The sequence below is a fragment of the Nocardioides sp. SLBN-35 genome (genome assembly GCF_006715725.1).
GTDB lineage: Bacteria > Actinomycetota > Actinomycetes > Propionibacteriales > Nocardioidaceae > Nocardioides.
Genome location: NZ_VFNU01000001.1, coordinates 4,406,010 through 4,422,376 on the forward strand (window position 1 = coordinate 4,406,010; position 16,367 = coordinate 4,422,376).

Genomic DNA, 16,367 nt, shown 5'->3' on the forward strand with positions numbered 1-16,367 from the left:
GCGTGGTCGGGACGGGTCGTCGAGAGAATCCTGCCAGCACGACACCTGCTGTCGGGCCAGCCCGACATCCCCCTTCCCACTAGGGTGACCACGTGGGCCATGACCTCGTGATCGTCGCCAACCGACTCCCCGTCGACCGCGTCACCGACCGCACCGGGAAGACCCGCTGGCGCCGGTCCCCCGGGGGCTTGGTGTCGGCCATCGAGCCGGTGATGCGGGCTCACGACGGTGTCTGGGTCGGCTGGCCGGGCGGCACGAAGTCGTTCAAGCCGTTCAAGGTCGACGGCCTCGACCTGGTGCCGCTCGCGATGTCGGCGGAGGAGATCGAGGAGCACTACGAGGGCTTCTCCAACGGCACCCTGTGGCCGCTCTACCACGACGTCGTGGCGAAGCCGGAGTTCCACCGCGAGTGGTGGGACACGTACGTGAAGGTCAACCGGCGCTTCGCGGAGCGCACCGCCGAGCTGGCCAACGACGGCGCGACCGTGTGGGTCCACGACTACCAGCTGCAGCTGGTGCCGCAGATGCTGCGCGAGCTGCGCCCGGACCTGCGGATCGGCTTCTACCTGCACATCCCGTTCCCGCCGGCCGAGCTGTTCCAGCAGCTGCCGTGGCGCCGCCAGATCCTCGAGGGCCTGCTCGGTGCCGACCTGGTGGGCTTCCAGCTGCCCGGCGCGGCACAGAACTTCATCCGCCTGGTCCGCCAGCGGGTCGGCCACAAGACGCACCGCGACCTCGTCTACCTGCCCGACGGACGCACGGTGCGCGCCGCCGCGTTCCCGATCTCGATCGACGCCGCCGGGTTCGAGGAGCTGGCCCGCTCGGAGGCGGTGGCCGAGCGAGCCGAGGCGATCCGCGACGCTCTCGGCAACCCGCGCAAGATCTTCCTCGGCATCGACCGGCTCGACTACACCAAGGGCATCCACGCCCGGCTGCGTGCCTTCGGCGAGCTGATCCGCGACGGCTCGTTCACCGTCGACGACGCGGTGTTCGTCCAGGTCGCCGTCCCCTCGCGCGAGCGGGTCGAGCACTACCGCAACCTGCGCGACGACATCGAGCTGCTCGTCGGCCGGATCAACGGCGACCTCGGCCGGATCGGCCGGCCGGCCGTGAGCTACCTGCACACGTCGTACCCGCGCGAGGAGATGGCCGCCCTCTACCGCGCCGCCGACATCATGGTCGTCACGCCGTACCGCGACGGCATGAACCTGGTCGCCAAGGAGTACGTCGCCTGCCGGATCGACGACGACGGCGCGCTGGTGCTCTCGGAGTTCGCCGGCGCGGCCGACGAGCTGCGCCAGGCCTGGCTGGTCAACCCCTACGACATGAACGGCATGAAGGCCGCGCTCCTCGAGGCCTACGAAGCCGATCCCAAGGAGCTGACCCGGCGGATGAAGGCGATGCGGCGCCAGATCGCGCAGCATGACGTGAAGGCCTGGGCCGACAGCTTCATGACCGAGCTCGAGGACGAGAGCCACAGCCACACCAAGTCCGTGCGGCCCGCGACCCGCTCCTGACGGCGCGTCGCCGGCGGCCGTTTCGAGACCGTCCCCGCGGGGCAGCACCCCGTCATGTCGATCTTCGCTCTCGTCCGCTCGGACATGACCAGAGCAGCATCGGCCGCAGAGGACTCGGCCGATGCTGCACGTGGCGCCGACGGCGCCGACGCCCTCGCCACCCTGGCGGCGGGCCTTCCCGGATCCACCATCTCCACCATCACGACCGAGCTCGGCAACGCCTGGAACACCGGCGTCGACGAGTGGGCGGACGGCGTGGACGCGTTCGGGGTCTCGATCAGCTCCGCGACCGGTGACGCCGGCGGCACCGACGGCTCGTGCGGCGGGTTCCTGGACCACCTGCTCGGGCTGTGCTGAGGAGGCCGCGATGGTGACCTTCACGGACCTACGTGCCTGGCGGTCGGCCAAGCTCACCGAGGCGAGCAAGGACCTGCGCTCGGACCTCAAGATCCTCGAGCGCGCCAAGGACGACCTCGAGGACAAGACGCTCCCGGAGTCCTGGTCCGGCCTGTCGCGGCTGTTCGCGGGCATCCGGCAGACCGGGCTCGTGTCCAGCATGGACGAGCACATCGAGGCCGTGCGCACCTTCGAGTTCGAGATCTTCTACCAGGCCGACGAGGTCAAGAAGATCGAGACCGAGGTCGCCGACATCGACACCGACGCGAAGGCGGCGGAGTTCTCGGTCGACGGCGACGGCTACCTCGAGGACCAGAAGAAGCCGCCCACCTTCCACAGCCGCTGGGAGGCCGAGGAGTACGGCACCAGCCGGCACGACGCCGCCCAGCCGCTGGCCGAGCGGATCACAGCCGTCTTCGAGGCGGCCTACGACGTCGACCGGGCCCTGTTGCGCGCCCGGCCGCGCAGCACGCTGGGCCAGGAGGTGCCGACCGACGTCGTCGACCCGGAGGTCTCGCGCGACTGGGAGACGATGGACGACGAGGAGCGCCGCAAGGTGCTCGAGCGGATCGCCAACCGGCTCGCCGACCAGTACGGCATCGAGGACTTCGAGATCCGGTTCGAGGACCTCGAGGACGAGGACGGCGACGGCACCGACGACAACCCGTCGACCGACTCCCACGGCAGCTGGTCCGAGGACGACCGGGTGCTGCGCATCGACATCAACGACGTCGACGACCCCGCCACCATCTCGACGATCGCCCACGAGGTCCGCCACGCCGCGCAGCACAAGTACGTCGACGACTACCCCGACCTGCCTCCCGGCGTCGACCCCGACGAGGTCGAGGACTGGGACGAGAACTTCGACGACTACGTCGACCCCGACGACGACTTCGACGGCTACCGCGACCAGCCGGTCGAGTCGGATGCCCGTGAGGCGGGCGACGACTACGTCCGCGACTACGACGGCGACGACCTCGACGACGACCGGGAGGCGGTCCGATGAGCAGCGACGTCAGCACGCTCGACGCCCTCGCCCTGCGCTGGCAGGAGTCCCGCTCCCCCGCCGACCTCGCGGCCCTGCGTGACGCCGTCCGCCACGTGCCCGGCTTCCGGACCGACCTCGACGTGGCCGGCGAGACGGCCGGGGCGCACGCGCGCGGCGCGCACGCCGAGGTGCTGGTCACCGTCGAGGCCGCCATGCCCGGCGCCTTCCTCAGCCCAGCCGCCCACGCCGCCCTCGCGACGGCGTACGACGCCCTCGGCGACACCTCCGCAGCCGAGCACCAGCGCGGCCTGGCCCGGCTGGCGCTGGACTCGATCGCCGCGACCGGCGACGGCTCGGCCGCCCGGCCGTGGCGGCCGCTTCGGCTCAGCGACCAGTACGACCTGCTCCGCTGGCGTGGCCGCCGTTCCCGGCGCGTGGACCTGGTGGTCCGTGGTGGGCGCCGGCTCGACCGGCACCGGTGCACCGACGGCTCGGTGGCGTGGTTCGACATCGGGGCCGCCGCACCGGCGCCGACGGATCGCACGTGAGGTCGCCCGTACCCGCCCTGGCGGCACTCGCCGTCCTGCTCGGTGGCTGCGGCACCGACGACGCACCAGCCGGGGGTGACCGGCCGGCCGGGGACGTCGACGTGGTCGCCGGAGTGCAGCTGAACCCGGACGGTGCCGCGCTCTCACCCGACGGCACCCGCCTGGCCGCGCCCTGCGAGGAGCGGCTGTGCGTGTGGGACACGACGACCGGCCGGCTCGTGAGGCGGCTGGACGGCGGCGAGGTCGCGGCGTTCACCCCCGACGGTGTGCGGATCGTGACCGCCGACGGCCCCGATGTCGTCGTCCGCGACGCCACGACGGGGGCCGAGGTCGAGCGGCTCGAGGGGCACCGGGCCGGGGACGACACCGACGACGCGTCCCCCGCCGTACGCGACCTGGCCGTGTCCACGGACGGCCTGGTGGCCAGCGCGGGCAGCGACGGCACCGTGCGGCTGTGGTCGGACGGCGCCGCCGCCGGGGTGATCGAGCCCGAGGGCGACCTCGCGACCGACCTCGCCTTCTCCCCCGACGGCCGACAGCTGGCGGTCGCCTCGACCGACTCCCCGGCCGAGGTGTGGGACGTGGCACCGGTCCACCGCGCCTGGGTGCTCGACACCGAGCCCGCGCAGCAGGGCTCGCTGGCCTGGCGCCCGGACGGGCAGCAGCTCGCGTCCGCGAGCGCCGCACCGGGCGACGGAGCCGCCGTCCTCCTCTGGGACACGACCACCCACCGGCAGGTCGACGAGACCACCGGGTCGGCGACCGACCTCGCCTGGTCGCCCGACGGCAGCACCCTCGCGATGGCGGTCCGCTCCCCCGACGGACTGGCCCTGTGGCGACCCGCCGACGGCGGGCCCCGGTCACTGAGCACCGCCGCCGGGCTGCAGGCGGTGCGCTGGTCGCCGGACGGGCGCACGGTGCACACCGTCGCGGTCGACGGCGTCCGGTCGTGGGACGTGGCGGCCGGGACCGCCTCCGCCCCGTACCAGCTGCCCTGATCCCCGTCGGTCCACCGTTGCGGACCAGGGCGCACGACTGCCTACCGCGCGGTAGTTTTCGCACATGGATCTGGTGCCCCTGCGCTCCGTCCCTGGCGCCGGCCTGCTCCCCGCCCCGGACCAGGTCGTCGCTGCCGCGAGCAATGTCGCCCACAAGCTGCTCTACGGCGGCGTGGCCGACCTGCGCCCGATGCCGCGCACCCTGATCGACGACGGCACGCTGCGGGAGGTCTACCACTACCGGCCGTCGGGCCACGTGCAGGAGCACGGCGACCCCGTGCTGCTGGTGACGCCGCTCGCTGCGCCGTCGAGCTGCTACGACCTGCGCCGCGGCTGCTCGCTGGTCGAGCACTTCGTGACGGAGGGCCGGCCGACCTATCTCGTGGAGTACGGCGAGGTCTCCTTCCGCGACCGCAACCTCGGCATGGAGCACTGGGTCGACGAGGTCGTGCCCAACGCGATCCGCGCGGTGTCCGAGCACGCCGGCGGCCGGCCGGTGCACGTGATCGGCTGGTCCCTGGGCGGCATCTTCTCGCTGCTCACCCTCGCCGACCAGCGCTCGGGCGAGCTGCCCGTCGCGTCGCTGACCGTTGTCGGCTCGCCGATCGACATCTCGCTGGTGCCGCTGCTCGCGCCGTTCCGGCCGCTGCTCAACCTGTTCAACGGCAACGGCCCGATCACCAAGGGCTACCAGATGCTCGGCGGGGCGCCGAAGCCACTGGTGAAGTGGGCCTTCCAGCTCACCGCCTTCCAGAAGCTGGTGACCAAGCCGATCGCCCTGGCCACCCATGTCGACGACCGCGAGTTCCTCGCGCAGGTCGAGGCGGTCGACCGATTCACCTCGAACATGATCGCCTACCCCGGCCGCACGTTCGGGCAGCTCTACCACCGCTTCGCGAAGGGCAACCAGCTCGCCAGCGGCACCTTCGAGCTCGACGACCGGACCATCGACCTCGGCGAGATCACCGTGCCGGTGCTGGTCTTCGGTGGGGCCACTGACGGCATCGCTCCGGTCCCGGCGGTGCGGGCCGTCGTACCCATGCTGGCGAAGTCGCCCGAGGTCCGCTTCGAGGTCGTGCCGGGCGGCCACCTCGGCATGCTGACCGGCCGCGCGGCACGGACCACCACCTGGTTGGCGATGGACGAGTGGATCACCGAGTGGTCCACCGACAACCGGCCGGCCACCCCCATCGGCACCAACCGCAAGCGGCGGCACTCCTCCGCGGCGTCGCGAGCGCTCGGCAAGTGAGCCCACGGATCGGGTACGGCGCGGGCTCGGTCGCCACGGGTGCGTTCGGCACCGTCCCCGGCCTGATGCTGCTGCCCTACCTGACCGACACGCTCGCCGTCCCCGCCCTGCTGGCGGGCGCGATCGTGCTCGTGCCGAAGGCGTGGGACGTCGTCCTCAACCCCATAGCGGGGCGGATCAGCGACCGCACGGTCGACCCGCGCGGGCCGCGGCGTCCGTGGCTGCTGCGCGCCGGGCTGGTGCTGGGCGTGTGCTTCGCGGTCCTCTTCGCCGGTCCCGACCTCGGCTCGCGGGCCTTCGACGCGGCCTGGGTGCTGGTGGCCTTCCTGGCCTGCGCGACGGCGTACGCCTTCTTCCAGGTGCCGTACGTCGCGATGCCCGCCGAGATGACCGACTCCTACGCCGAGCGCACCCGGCTGATGACCTGGCGGGTGGCGATCCTGGCGTTCACGATCCTGCTCGCCGGCGCCAGCGCCCCGGCGATCCGCGACGCGGTCGGCGGCCGCGACGGCTACCGGGTGATGGGCGTCGCGATGGCCGCGATCATCGTCACCGGCGCGCTGCTCGCCTACCGCGGCACGCGCGACGCCCGCATCGGCGAGGTGGCGCCGGGACCGGGCAGCCTGCGCGACCAGCTCCGGCTCGTCGCGGCGGCCCGCGACTTCCGGCTGCTGCTCGTCACGTTCGTGGTGCAGGCGCTGGCGACCGGCTGCATGCTCGCCGGCGTCGACTACCTCGCCGGCGACGTGCTCGAGCACGACGGCGCCTCGACCGTCCTGTTCGTCTGCTTCGTCGGTCCGGCGCTGCTGCTGACGCCCGCGTGGGCGGCGATCGGGCGCCGGGTCGGCAAGAAGCGGGGCTACGTCGCCGCCTCGCTCGTGCTCGCCGCCGGAGCGGCACTTGCGGTGCTCGCCGGCCACGCACCGTCGTCCGTGGTGTTCGCGGCGGTCGGCCTGGTCGGCGTCGGGTACGCCGGCGTGCAGGTGTTCCCGATGGCGATGCTGCCGGACGCCGCGGCGGTCGACGCGCGTCGTACCGGATCGTCGCGGGTGGGCGTCTACACCGGCGTGTGGACCGCGGGCGAGACGCTGGGACTGGCGCTGGGTCCCGGCCTGTTCGCGGTCGTGCTGGCCCTGGGGTCCTACCGCTCCAGCGACAGCGGCGACCTGTTGCAGCCCGACTCCGCCGTCACCGCGATCACGCTCGGATTCTCGGTCCTGCCGGCCCTGCTGGTGCTCGCCAGCCTGTGGTGGCTGCGTGGCTACGCTCTCGACGAGAGGGAGGTCGATCTCGTTGACGCCTGAGGACATCCGCGCCCGGCTGGCCGCACTGCAGGCCGACGACCTGCCCGTGCACGGCGGCCGCACCCTCGCCTACGTCTACGACGCCGGTCTGGCCGAGGTCGACGCCCTGGCCCGTGAGGCGGTGGCGGCATTCGCCGGCAGCAACGGCCTGGACCCGACGGCGTTCCCGAGCCTGCTGGCGATGGAGAACGACCTGGTGGCCTTCGCGCGTGCACTGGTCGATGGTCCGGAGACGATGGTGGGGACGCTGACCTCGGGTGGCACCGAGTCGTGCCTGCTCGCCGTCCAGGGCGCGCGGGACGCGCGGCCCGACGTGCGCGACCCGTCGATCGTCGTAGCGGACACGGTGCATGCGGCCTTCCACAAGGCCGGGCACTACTTCGGCGTCCGGGTGGTCGTGGTGCCGGTCGGTCCCGACCACCGGGCCGATGCCGCAGCCATGGCGGCCGCCATCGACGACACCACGGTGCTGGTCGTGGCCAGCGCGCCGTCGTACGCCGACGGAGTGGTCGACCCGGTCCCGGCGGTCGCCGCGGCAGCGGCGGCGCGGGGCGTGCGCTGCCACGTCGACGCCTGCATCGGCGGCTGGGTGCTGCCCTACGCCGCCCGGCTGGGCCGGCCCGTGACTCCGTGGACGTTCGCGGTCGAGGGCGTCACCTCGATCTCGACCGACCTGCACAAGTACGCGTACGCACCGAAGGGTGCGTCCCTGCTCCTGCACCGCGATCCGTCGCTGCGCCGCCCGCAGTACTTCGCCCATGCCGGCTGGCCCGGCTACACGATGCTCAACGCGACCCTGCAGTCCACCCGCTCGGGCGGCCCGACCGCCGGGGCGTGGGCGACGGTGCAGGCGATCGGCGACGCCGGGTACCTGCGCCTGACCGAGCAGGCGCTGGTCGCCACCGACGCGATCGCTGCGGGGATCTCGGCCCTGCCCGGGCTCTCGCTGGTCGCCTCGCCGGAGTCGACGCTGGTCGCCGCGGTGGCCGCTGCGGGTCTCGACGTGTTCACCGTCTGCGACGAGATGGCGGCCCGTGGCTGGTTCGTCCAGCCCCAGCTGTCCTACGGCGACCGCCCGCCCTCGCTGCACGTCGCGATCAGCGCGGCCACCGACGCCGAGGCGTTCCTGGCCGCGCTGCGCTCGTCGGTGGAGGCGGCGCGCGAGGCCGGCCCGGTGCCGGTCGACCCGGGCGTAGCCGAGCTGCTGCGCAGCCTCGACCCCGCGACCCTCGGCGACGCCGAGTTCGACCTGCTGCTCGCCGCCGGTGGCCTGGCCGGAGACGACGGCGACCTCGGGCTGCCGGAGCGGATGGCACCGGTCAACGCGCTGCTCGACGTCGCCCCGCCGGCCCTGCGGGAAGCGGTCCTGGTCGCGTTCCTGGACCGGCTGGCTCGGCCGGGCGCCGGGTCGTTCGCTCCCGGGACATAGTCCCAAAGGACTAACGCGTCCCGGCCGCGTTCCCGATGCCCGGCCTGCGTCGTACTCCGTAGATTCCTCACTACCGACGCGGACCTCAGGTTCGCTGGAGGGAGCCCCACCGGGTCCGGCACCCCATTGCCGGGAGTGCCCCCGGAGGACCAGCAGAACTCGAGATCCGCGTCGGAGCTACGCCGTACGCCGGCAGTGGCGCCCCTGGGAGGGAGAGGGGCGCCCGCCGGCGACGCGGCGTCAGGGAGCAGCAACCACGGCCGGGCCCTCTGGAGGGGTGGGGTCTGGGGGGACCGCGACACCTGTGGTGTCCTAGGGTTCGGCCGTGGGTGCTCTCCAGGGACTCGTCGACCAGGGCCTGATGGCCGCCGACTGGGCCGAGGCCCTCGCGCCGGTCGAGGACCGGGTCGCCGCGCTCGGGCAGTTCCTGCGTGCCGAGATCGCCGCGGGCCGTGCGTATCTGCCGGCCGGCGAGCACGTCTTCCGCGCGTTCCGGCGCCCGCTCGCCGACGTCCGTGTCCTCATCGTGGGCCAGGACCCGTACCCGACCCCCGGGCACCCGATCGGCCTCAGCTTCGCCGTCGACCGCGGCGTGCGGCCGATCCCGCGCAGCCTCACGAACATCTACCAGGAGCTGGCCAACGACGTCGGCTTCGTCTCCCCCGGCCACGGCGACCTCACCGGGTGGGCCGACCAGGGCGTCATGCTGCTCAACCGGGTCCTGACCGTGCGCCCCGGCGAGCCCGGATCGCACCGCGGCCAGGGCTGGGAGCACGTCACGGCCTGCGCCATCCAGGCCGTCGTACGGCGGGCCGAGGCGGGCGCGCCGATCGCCGCGATCCTGTGGGGCCGGGACGCGCAGACGCTCCGACCCCATCTCGGCCCGATCCCGTCGGTCGAGTCCCCGCACCCCTCGCCGCTGTCGGCCTCGCGCGGGTTCTTCGGGTCGCGGCCGTTCAGCCGGGTCAACGCCCTGCTCGTGGAGCGCGGCGGGCAGCCCGTCGACTGGACCCTGCCGGCCTGAGCCCGCATTCAGGCTGAGCATCAGCCGAGGGTTTCTCGGGGCCCTCGTCCGGGGAGGGACGAGTCGTGTACGAGCCGTACGTCCCGCCCGCGAAGGACTCCGACCCCGGCACCCCGTGCCGGTGCGTCGCCGAGGGTGTCCCCTGTCCGTGGGACTGCGACCGTTGCCCCGCCGAGTGCCCCGAGCGGGAGGCGGTCACGCAGCCGGTGGCCGAGCGGTCGTCGTACCGGAGCTATCGGTCGCGGCGGCGCCGGACCTACACCAGCACCTCCTCCTCGAGCACCTCGAGCAGCTCCCCGGGTGGGTCCTCGTGGCGCTCCGGTCGCTCCTCCGGCGGCTCGTCGGGCAAGTCGGGCGCGTCGAAGAAGGCCGGCGCGGGCATCGGCGCGGCCGCGACCGCCGCGGCCGGCGGGTTCGGCGCGCTGAGCTCGGGCAACGACGACACCCCGGACCCGACGCCGGACTACTCGTACCACGCCGACAGCGACACCGACCCCTACCAGTACGGCAGCGACCCGTACGCCGTCGTGGACCGGGCCGAGGCACCGGTCGTCTCGTTCCGGACCCGCAAGGACGGCCGTCTGGTCGTGGTCACGGGCAGCTGGCGCGACGTCGACCACTCCGGGACGTGCGAGGTCGAGGTCACCGTGACCGAGCGGACCCACCGCGTGATCATCGAGGCCGGCACCGACCTGACGCGGTTCGACGTCGACCGCGGCGAGACCTGCCCCGCGCCCGACATCTGGGCGACCGAGAAGACGGTGCTGTTCCTGGACGAGCCGGTCGGCGACCGGCAGGTGGTGACCTCCGGCCCACTGCTCGAGGGCGGCTCCCCGATCGACCCGCCCGGGCTCGCCCCGGTGCCGCGCGCCGACTGACCCACCTCACTCCACCTTGTCCGGCGACACGTCGGGGAATATAGTTGAACTCTCAACTATTGGAGTGGACATGACGACGGACACCAGCACCCGGATGCCGGCCCTCTACATCGGGCACGGCGCTCCCCCGCTCCTCGACGACGTGCTGTGGTCGAGCCAGCTCGCCGCCTGGGCGGGCGACCTCCCGCGGCCGAAGGCGATCCTGATCGTCAGCGCCCACTGGGAGTCGGCTCCCCTGTCACTGACGGCGAGCGGCGCGCCACTGGTCTACGACTTCGGCGGGTTCGCGCCGAAGTACTACCAGATGACCTACGAGACGCCCGACGCCACCGCGTTCGCCCGGCAGGTGGCGGCGATGATGCCGCGCACCGAGCCGATCCACCAGCACTCCTCGCGCGGCCTCGACCACGGCGCCTGGGTGCCTCTGAAGATCATGTACCCGCAGGCCGACATCCCGGTCCTGCAGATGTCGATGCCGACCCACGACCCGGGCCGCCTCATGGAGATCGGGCGCCGCCTCAAGCCGCTGCGCGACGAGGGCGTCCTCATCATCGGCTCCGGCTTCCTCACCCACGGCCTGCCGTTCCTGACCTCCTGGGAGCTCGACGCTGCCGCCCCCGGCTGGTCCTCGGACTTCGACGCCTGGGCCGGCGAGGCGATGGCGCGCGGGGACGTCGACGAGCTGGCGTCGTACCGTGACAAGGCGCCGGGCATGCCGTACGCGCACCCGACCGTCGAGCACTACACGCCGCTGTTCGTCACGCTCGGCGCCGCGAGCGACCCCACCGAACCCGGCGACCAGGTGATCGACGGGTTCTGGATGGGCCTGTCCAAGCGCAGCCTTCAGGTGTCCTGAGCCAGCCGCCGCCGCAGCCGGGCGACCTCGGCCTCGAGCTCGAGCACCCGCGCGATGCCGACCAGGTTGAGACCCTCCGAGAGAAGGTCGCGGATCCGGTGCAGGGTCTCGATGTCGGCTCGGCTGTAGAGCCGGGTGCCGCCGTCGCTGCGGTCGGGCGAGAGCAGCCCGCGCCGCTCGTAGACGCGCAGGTTCTGGATCTGGAGCGACGTCATCTCGGCCGCGATCGAGATGGCGAAGACACCCCGGTTCCGTTCGCGATCTCCTTGATTCACGACGACAGATTATCTATAACAGTCAATGCAGATCTACTGCACCGGCCGATCGCCGGACATCGAAGGGAGACATGTCATGTTGCTGCGTACCACCGACCCGTTCCGTGACTTCGACCGGCTCGCCGGCCAGCTCCTGGGCGCCGGTCTCGGTACGACGAACCGGCCCGCCGTGATGCCGATGGACGCCTGGCGCCAGGGCGATCAGTTCGTGCTCGAGTTCGACATCCCGGGCGTCAGCCGGGAGAGCATCGACATCGACGTCGAGCGCAACGTGTTGACCATCAGGGCCGAGCGCATCGCCGGCAACGGCGACTGGCAGCGCCTGGCCTCCGAGCGCACCCACGGACAGTTCTCGCGCCAGCTGGTCCTCGGCGACAACCTGGACCTCGACCGCATCGAGGCGGCGTACGACAACGGCGTGCTCCGCCTGGCCATCCCCGTCGCCGAGAAGGCGAAGCCGCGCAAGGTCGAGATCTCCACCGCCTCGCCGGCCGCCGACCGCGAGGCGATCGAGGCCTGACCGACCCGGCACGAACTGTCGCTCAGGCACCGCCGACCCGGCACGAACTGTCGCTCAGGCACCGCCGACCCGGCACGAACTGGCCGACAGATCCGGCCGACCCGGCAGAAGTTCTGCCGGGTCGGCGCAATTCTCGGGCCATTTCGAGCCGGGTCGGCGGAAAACCGGAGCGACTTCGCGCCGGGTCAGCGGACGCGGAGCTTCTTCATCAGCTTCAGCGAGCTCAGCATCTGCTTGACGTACGCCTCGTAGGCCTGGCCGGGCCGCGGACCCATGACCTGCTTCTTGAGCACGGCGACGTTCTTGGCGTCGGTGTACTTGAGCAGGCCCTGGTCGCCGTGGCGGGCGCCGACGCCGGACTTCTTGACGCCGCCCGACGGCGAGCCCTTGGAGGCGTACGCCGTCGCGAGCGCGTCGTTGATGTTGACGTTGCCGGACTCGATCCGCGCGGCCACGGCCTCGGCGCGGGACAGGTCGCCGCTCCACACCGACGCGTTGAGGCCGTAGTCGGTGTCGTTGGCGAGGTGGATGGCCTCGTCGACGGTGCGGTAGGAGTACAGCGAGACGACCGGGCCGAAGGTCTCGGTGTGGCCTGCGAGCATGTCCTTGGTGACGCCCTCGAGCACCGTCGGCTCGAAGAAGGCCGGGCCGATGTCGGGCCGTGCGCGGCCGCCGGTGAGCACGGTCGCGCCCTTCGCGACCGCGTCCTCGACGTGCGAGGCGACGCGGTCGCGGTGCTCGGGGCTGACCAGCGAGCCGATCTCCGGGCCGAAGTCGTACGCCGCCCCGATCCGCAGGTTGGCCGCGCGCTCGACGAACGCCGACCTCAGCTCGTCGTACCGGCTCTCGGGCAGGTAGATCCGCTCGATGTGCATGCAGATCTGGCCGGTGTTGCCGAAGACGCCGAAGGTGGTGCCCTCGACCCACTCCTCCACATTGACGTCGTCGAGCACGATCATCGGGTTCTTGCCGCCGAGCTCGAGGCAGCAGCCGATCAGGTTGCGCCCGGCGCGCTCGCCGATCACCCTGCCGGTCGCGGTGGAGCCGGTGAACATGACGTAGTCGGCGTTGTCGATCAGGGTCGGTCCGACGTCGGGGCCCTCACCGCAGACGACCTGGAACAGGCCCTTCGGGAGGCCCGCCTCCTCGAGCAGGGAGATGCCGTAGAGCGGCGAGAGCGCCGTCTTGTTGTCGGGCTTCACCACGACCGCGTTGCCGGCGATGAGCGCCGGGATCGCGTCGGAGAGGCCGGTGGCGAACGGGAAGTTCCACGGCGCGATGATGCCGACGACGCCCTTGGGGACACGGACCTCGGTCGAGCCGGACACGACCGGCACCGGGCCGCCGTGCTTCTTCGGCGCGAGCAGCCTCTTGGCGCGCTTGAGGTAGTACGACATCACCATCGGCGGGTCGCAGGTCTCCTCGATCGCCATCCGCCGGTTCTTGCCGCTCTCGACCTGGATCAGGTCGGCGGTCGTGTGGGCATTGTCGACGAGCAGGGCGTGCGCGCGGTCGAAGACCTCGAGCCGCTTGGCGACCGGCCACTGGGCCCAGAGCTCCTGGGCGGCGCGGGCCCTGGCGAAGGCGTCCTCGATGTCCTCCGGCGTCGACTGCGGGAGCTCGACGAGCACCTCGCCGGTGTAGACCTCGGTGAGCTTCCAGGTCGCGCCGGTGCGGCCGGGGACCCGGGCGACCAGCCGCTCGAGGAGCTCGTCGGTGACCGAGGCGGGGCGGTTCGGCGTACTCACCAGTTCGCTCCACCCAGGATGATCTCGGCGGCCTTCTCGCCGATCATGTAGCACGGGGCGTTGGTGTTGCCGCCGGTGATACTCGGCATGATGGAGGCGTCCGCGACCCGCAGACCCTCGATGCCGCGGACCTTGAGGTCCGGGCCGACGACGGCGCGCTCGTCGACGCCCATCCGGCAGGTGCCGACGCCGTGGTAGACCGAGGTCGAGCGGTTCTTGAGCGCGACCCGCAGCTCCTTGCCGTTGGGGATCGAGGGCCCGGGGTGGATCTCCTCCTTGACCGCGCCGCCGAAGGCGGCCGAGGCCATGATCTCGCGGATCATCTCGGTGCCCTCGGCGAGCACCTCGACGTCGGCGGCGTCCTGGAAGAAGCCGTAGTCGATGAGCGGCGCGGCGGTCGGGTCGGAGGACGCGAGGCGCAGCGTGCCGCGGCTCTTCGGGTAGATCAGCGTCGAGAAGACCGTCAGCGACGGGCGGCCGTCGGGGATGTGGCGGATCGGCTCGTCCTGGTTGGGGCTCGGGTAGGCCCACGGCAGCATGTGCAGCTGGAGGTCCGGGGCGACGGTGGCGGCCGACGTACGGACGAAGCCGACGGACTCGAACACCGAGTTGTCGAGGAACGAGCCGCCGCGGGTCAGGTCGCGCGCCATGCCCTTGAAGAAGGTCCAGGCGTTGCCGCGGTACTCGACGCTCGGGACGTGGAACGACATCGGGTGGAACAGGTGGTCGTGCAGGTTGTCGCCGACCGGGAGGTCCGCGACACAGTCGATGCCGACGCTGGCGAGGTGGTCGGCGTGGCCGATGCCGGAGAGCATCAGCAGCTGCGGGCTGTTGGCGAAGCCGGCGGAGACGATGACCTCCTTGCCGGCCCTGATGAACCGGCGGGTGCCGCCGCCCTTCCCCTGGTCGATGACCTCGACGCCGGTCGCGCGACCGTTCTCGATGACGATCTTCGCGACGTGGACCTCGGTCTGGAACTCCAGCGTGCGCGGCGCGAGGTTGTGGACGTAGCCGCGGGTCGAGGAGTAGCGCAGGCCGTCGGCAGCGTTCTGCTGCATCCGGGCGATGCCCTCCTGCTCGGCGGCGTTGTAGTCGTCGAGGACCTTCACACCGAGGGTGTCGGCGGTGGCCTGGATGAACTGGAGGCTGGCCTCCTGCGGCGTCTTGTTGCGAGTGATCTTGATCGGGCCGCCCGCGCCGCGGTAGGCGTTCTCGCCGTCCTCGAAGTCCTCGTAGCGCTTGAACGCCTCGTTGACGCTGTCGGCGTCCCAGCCCGCGTTGCCCTCGGCCGCCCACGAGTCGTAGTTGGCACGGTTGCCGCGGACGTAGACCATGCCGTTGACCGAGCTCGACCCACCGCCGACCTTGCCGCGCGGGGCGGGCATCCGGCGGCCGTCGAGGCCGGGCTGCGGCACCGAGCGGTAGCCCCAGTCGAAGAGCCTCTCGAGCCGCGGCTCGGAGTGCATCGGGCCGATCATGCCGGGCTTCTTCGTGAAGTAGCCGTGCATGCCCTTGTCGTCGGACTTGCCGGCCTCGAGCAGGATCACGCTCGCGCCGGACTGCGCGAGCCGCCCGGCGACGATCGACCCGGAGCTGCCCGATCCGACCACCACGTAGTCAGCCTCGTTGCCGTACGCCGCGCGCTTCGCCATCCGCTTCCATCCTTCGCTCGTGTGACCGGGGTCATCGGGGGCCCGGCCGGCTCACTGTAACGCGTTCTAGTTTCTTCACGAAAGTGTTTCGTTTGCGAGAATGCCCGGGTGCGGATCCTGTCCATCCAGTCCTCGGTCGCCTACGGCCATGTCGGCAACTCCGCTGCGGTCTTCCCGCTGCAGCGCCTCGGGCACGAGGTGTGGCCCGTGTTCACGGTGCACTTCTCCAACCACACCGGGTACGGCGCCTGGCGCGGCCCGCTCCTAGCGCCCTCCGACGTCGCCGAGGTGATCACGGGGATCGAGGAGCGCGGGGTGCTCGCGACGTGCGACGCCGTGCTCTCCGGCTACCAGGGCTCCCCGGCCGTGGCGGAGGTGATCGTCGATGCCGTGCGCACGGTCAAGGCGGCGAACCCCGCGGCGACATACACCTGCGACCCAGTGATGGGCAACGCCAAGTCGGGCTGCTTCGTGAACCCCGAGATCCCGCCGATCATCCGGACCTCGGTGGTCCCGGTCGCGGACATCCTCACGCCCAACCAGTTCGAGCTGGGCTTCATCACCGGCCGCGACGCCCTGTCCGGTCCGTCGTCGCTCGACGACATCCTGGCGGCGGCCGACGAGGTCCGCGTCCTCGGTCCCGCCACCGTGCTGATCACCTCCGTCGAGCGCCTCGGTGCCCCCGAAGACGTGATCGAGATGATCGCCGTCACCGGCGACGGCGCCTGGATCGTGCAGACGCCGCGCCTGCCCATGAAGGCGAACGGCTCCGGCGACATCACCGCCGCTCTCTTCACCGCCCACCTGCACAGCACCGGCTCCGCTGCGATGGCGCTCGGCAGGACCGTCGCGTCGGTGTACGACGTGCTCGCGGCGACGCTCGAGTCGGGTGAGCGGGAGCTGCGGCTGATCGCGGCGCAGGAGGCGATCGCCGTACCGGACGAGCGGTTTGAGGTCGAACGGCTGCGGTGACTACAGTGACGTC

The 16,367-nt window shown here is 71.9% G+C and carries 16 protein-coding genes; 13 read left to right on the forward strand and 3 right to left on the reverse strand.

Features of this window, described 5'->3' with window-relative positions; all coding sequences use genetic code 11:
- Window positions 1-92: 92 nt before the first annotated feature.
- From FBY23_RS21310 to FBY23_RS21355, 11 genes are all read left to right on the forward strand, one after another.
- The gene (locus tag FBY23_RS21310) at window positions 93-1,517 is read left to right on the forward strand and encodes a trehalose-6-phosphate synthase (protein WP_141799974.1); all 1,425 of its coding nucleotides are present in this window, start codon (window positions 93-95) and stop codon (window positions 1,515-1,517) included.
- Window positions 1,518-1,571: 54 nt separating this feature from the next.
- Entirely contained in the window at window positions 1,572-1,874 is a 303-nt protein-coding gene (locus FBY23_RS21315; protein ID WP_141799975.1) for a hypothetical protein, read from the forward strand.
- 10 nt (window positions 1,875-1,884) lie between these two features.
- Entirely contained in the window at window positions 1,885-2,919 is a 1,035-nt protein-coding gene (locus FBY23_RS21320) for a hypothetical protein (protein WP_141799976.1), read from the forward strand.
- On the forward strand, window positions 2,916-3,449 hold the full coding sequence (locus FBY23_RS26065; RefSeq protein WP_160158323.1) for a DUF4919 domain-containing protein: 534 nt from the start codon (window positions 2,916-2,918) through the stop codon (window positions 3,447-3,449). Before FBY23_RS21320 ends, FBY23_RS26065 begins: the two co-directional genes overlap by 4 nt.
- Window positions 3,446-4,447, forward strand: a complete 1,002-nt coding sequence (locus tag FBY23_RS21325; RefSeq protein WP_160158324.1) for a WD40 repeat domain-containing protein — start codon at window positions 3,446-3,448, stop codon at window positions 4,445-4,447. The genes FBY23_RS26065 and FBY23_RS21325 overlap by 4 nt, the downstream gene beginning before the upstream one ends.
- A gap of 64 nt (window positions 4,448-4,511) precedes the next feature.
- Window positions 4,512-5,696 (forward strand): alpha/beta fold hydrolase, encoded by a 1,185-nt coding sequence (locus tag FBY23_RS21330; protein ID WP_141799978.1) that lies wholly within the window; start codon window positions 4,512-4,514, stop codon window positions 5,694-5,696.
- A complete protein-coding gene (locus FBY23_RS21335) occupies window positions 5,693-7,000 on the forward strand; it encodes an MFS transporter (RefSeq protein WP_141799979.1) in 1,308 nt (435 codons plus the stop codon). The genes FBY23_RS21330 and FBY23_RS21335 overlap by 4 nt, the downstream gene beginning before the upstream one ends.
- A complete protein-coding gene (locus tag FBY23_RS21340) occupies window positions 6,990-8,429 on the forward strand; it encodes an aminotransferase class V-fold PLP-dependent enzyme (protein WP_260806121.1) in 1,440 nt (479 codons plus the stop codon). Before FBY23_RS21335 ends, FBY23_RS21340 begins: the two co-directional genes overlap by 11 nt.
- A 325-nt stretch (window positions 8,430-8,754) precedes the next feature.
- Complete coding sequence (locus FBY23_RS21345) at window positions 8,755-9,453, forward strand: uracil-DNA glycosylase (RefSeq protein WP_260806122.1); 699 nt, start codon at window positions 8,755-8,757, stop codon at window positions 9,451-9,453.
- A 65-nt stretch (window positions 9,454-9,518) separates the two neighbouring features.
- Complete coding sequence (locus tag FBY23_RS21350) at window positions 9,519-10,331, forward strand: hypothetical protein (RefSeq protein ID WP_141799980.1); 813 nt, start codon at window positions 9,519-9,521, stop codon at window positions 10,329-10,331.
- A 70-nt stretch (window positions 10,332-10,401) separates the two neighbouring features.
- Window positions 10,402-11,187 (forward strand): dioxygenase, encoded by a 786-nt coding sequence (locus FBY23_RS21355; protein WP_141799981.1) that lies wholly within the window; start codon window positions 10,402-10,404, stop codon window positions 11,185-11,187.
- Here FBY23_RS21355 and FBY23_RS21360 read toward each other — a convergent pair.
- Entirely contained in the window at window positions 11,175-11,462 is a 288-nt protein-coding gene (locus tag FBY23_RS21360) for a MerR family transcriptional regulator (protein ID WP_260806129.1), read from the reverse strand. The two genes, FBY23_RS21355 and FBY23_RS21360, sit on opposite strands and share 13 nt — an antisense overlap.
- A gap of 76 nt (window positions 11,463-11,538) precedes the next feature.
- Between FBY23_RS21360 and FBY23_RS21365 the strand changes: the two genes are divergently transcribed.
- Entirely contained in the window at window positions 11,539-11,982 is a 444-nt protein-coding gene (locus tag FBY23_RS21365) for an Hsp20/alpha crystallin family protein (protein ID WP_141799982.1), read from the forward strand.
- Window positions 11,983-12,167: 185 nt separating this feature from the next.
- Here FBY23_RS21365 and FBY23_RS21370 read toward each other — a convergent pair whose 3' ends face one another.
- Together FBY23_RS21370 and FBY23_RS21375 are read right to left on the reverse strand one after the other, a co-directional pair.
- Window positions 12,168-13,730 (reverse strand): succinic semialdehyde dehydrogenase, encoded by a 1,563-nt coding sequence (locus tag FBY23_RS21370; RefSeq protein ID WP_260806130.1) that lies wholly within the window; start codon window positions 13,728-13,730, stop codon window positions 12,168-12,170.
- Window positions 13,727-15,382, reverse strand: coding sequence for a GMC family oxidoreductase (locus tag FBY23_RS21375; protein WP_141799983.1), 1,656 nt, complete (start codon window positions 15,380-15,382; stop codon window positions 13,727-13,729). The genes FBY23_RS21370 and FBY23_RS21375 overlap by 4 nt, the downstream gene beginning before the upstream one ends.
- A gap of 108 nt (window positions 15,383-15,490) precedes the next feature.
- Between FBY23_RS21375 and pdxY the strand changes: the two genes are divergently transcribed.
- Window positions 15,491-16,354 carry a pyridoxal kinase PdxY gene (gene pdxY, locus FBY23_RS21380; protein ID WP_141799984.1) on the forward strand — a complete coding sequence of 288 codons (864 nt, stop codon included), beginning with the start codon at window positions 15,491-15,493 and terminating at the stop codon, window positions 16,352-16,354.
- The last annotated feature ends 13 nt before the right edge of the window (window positions 16,355-16,367 follow it).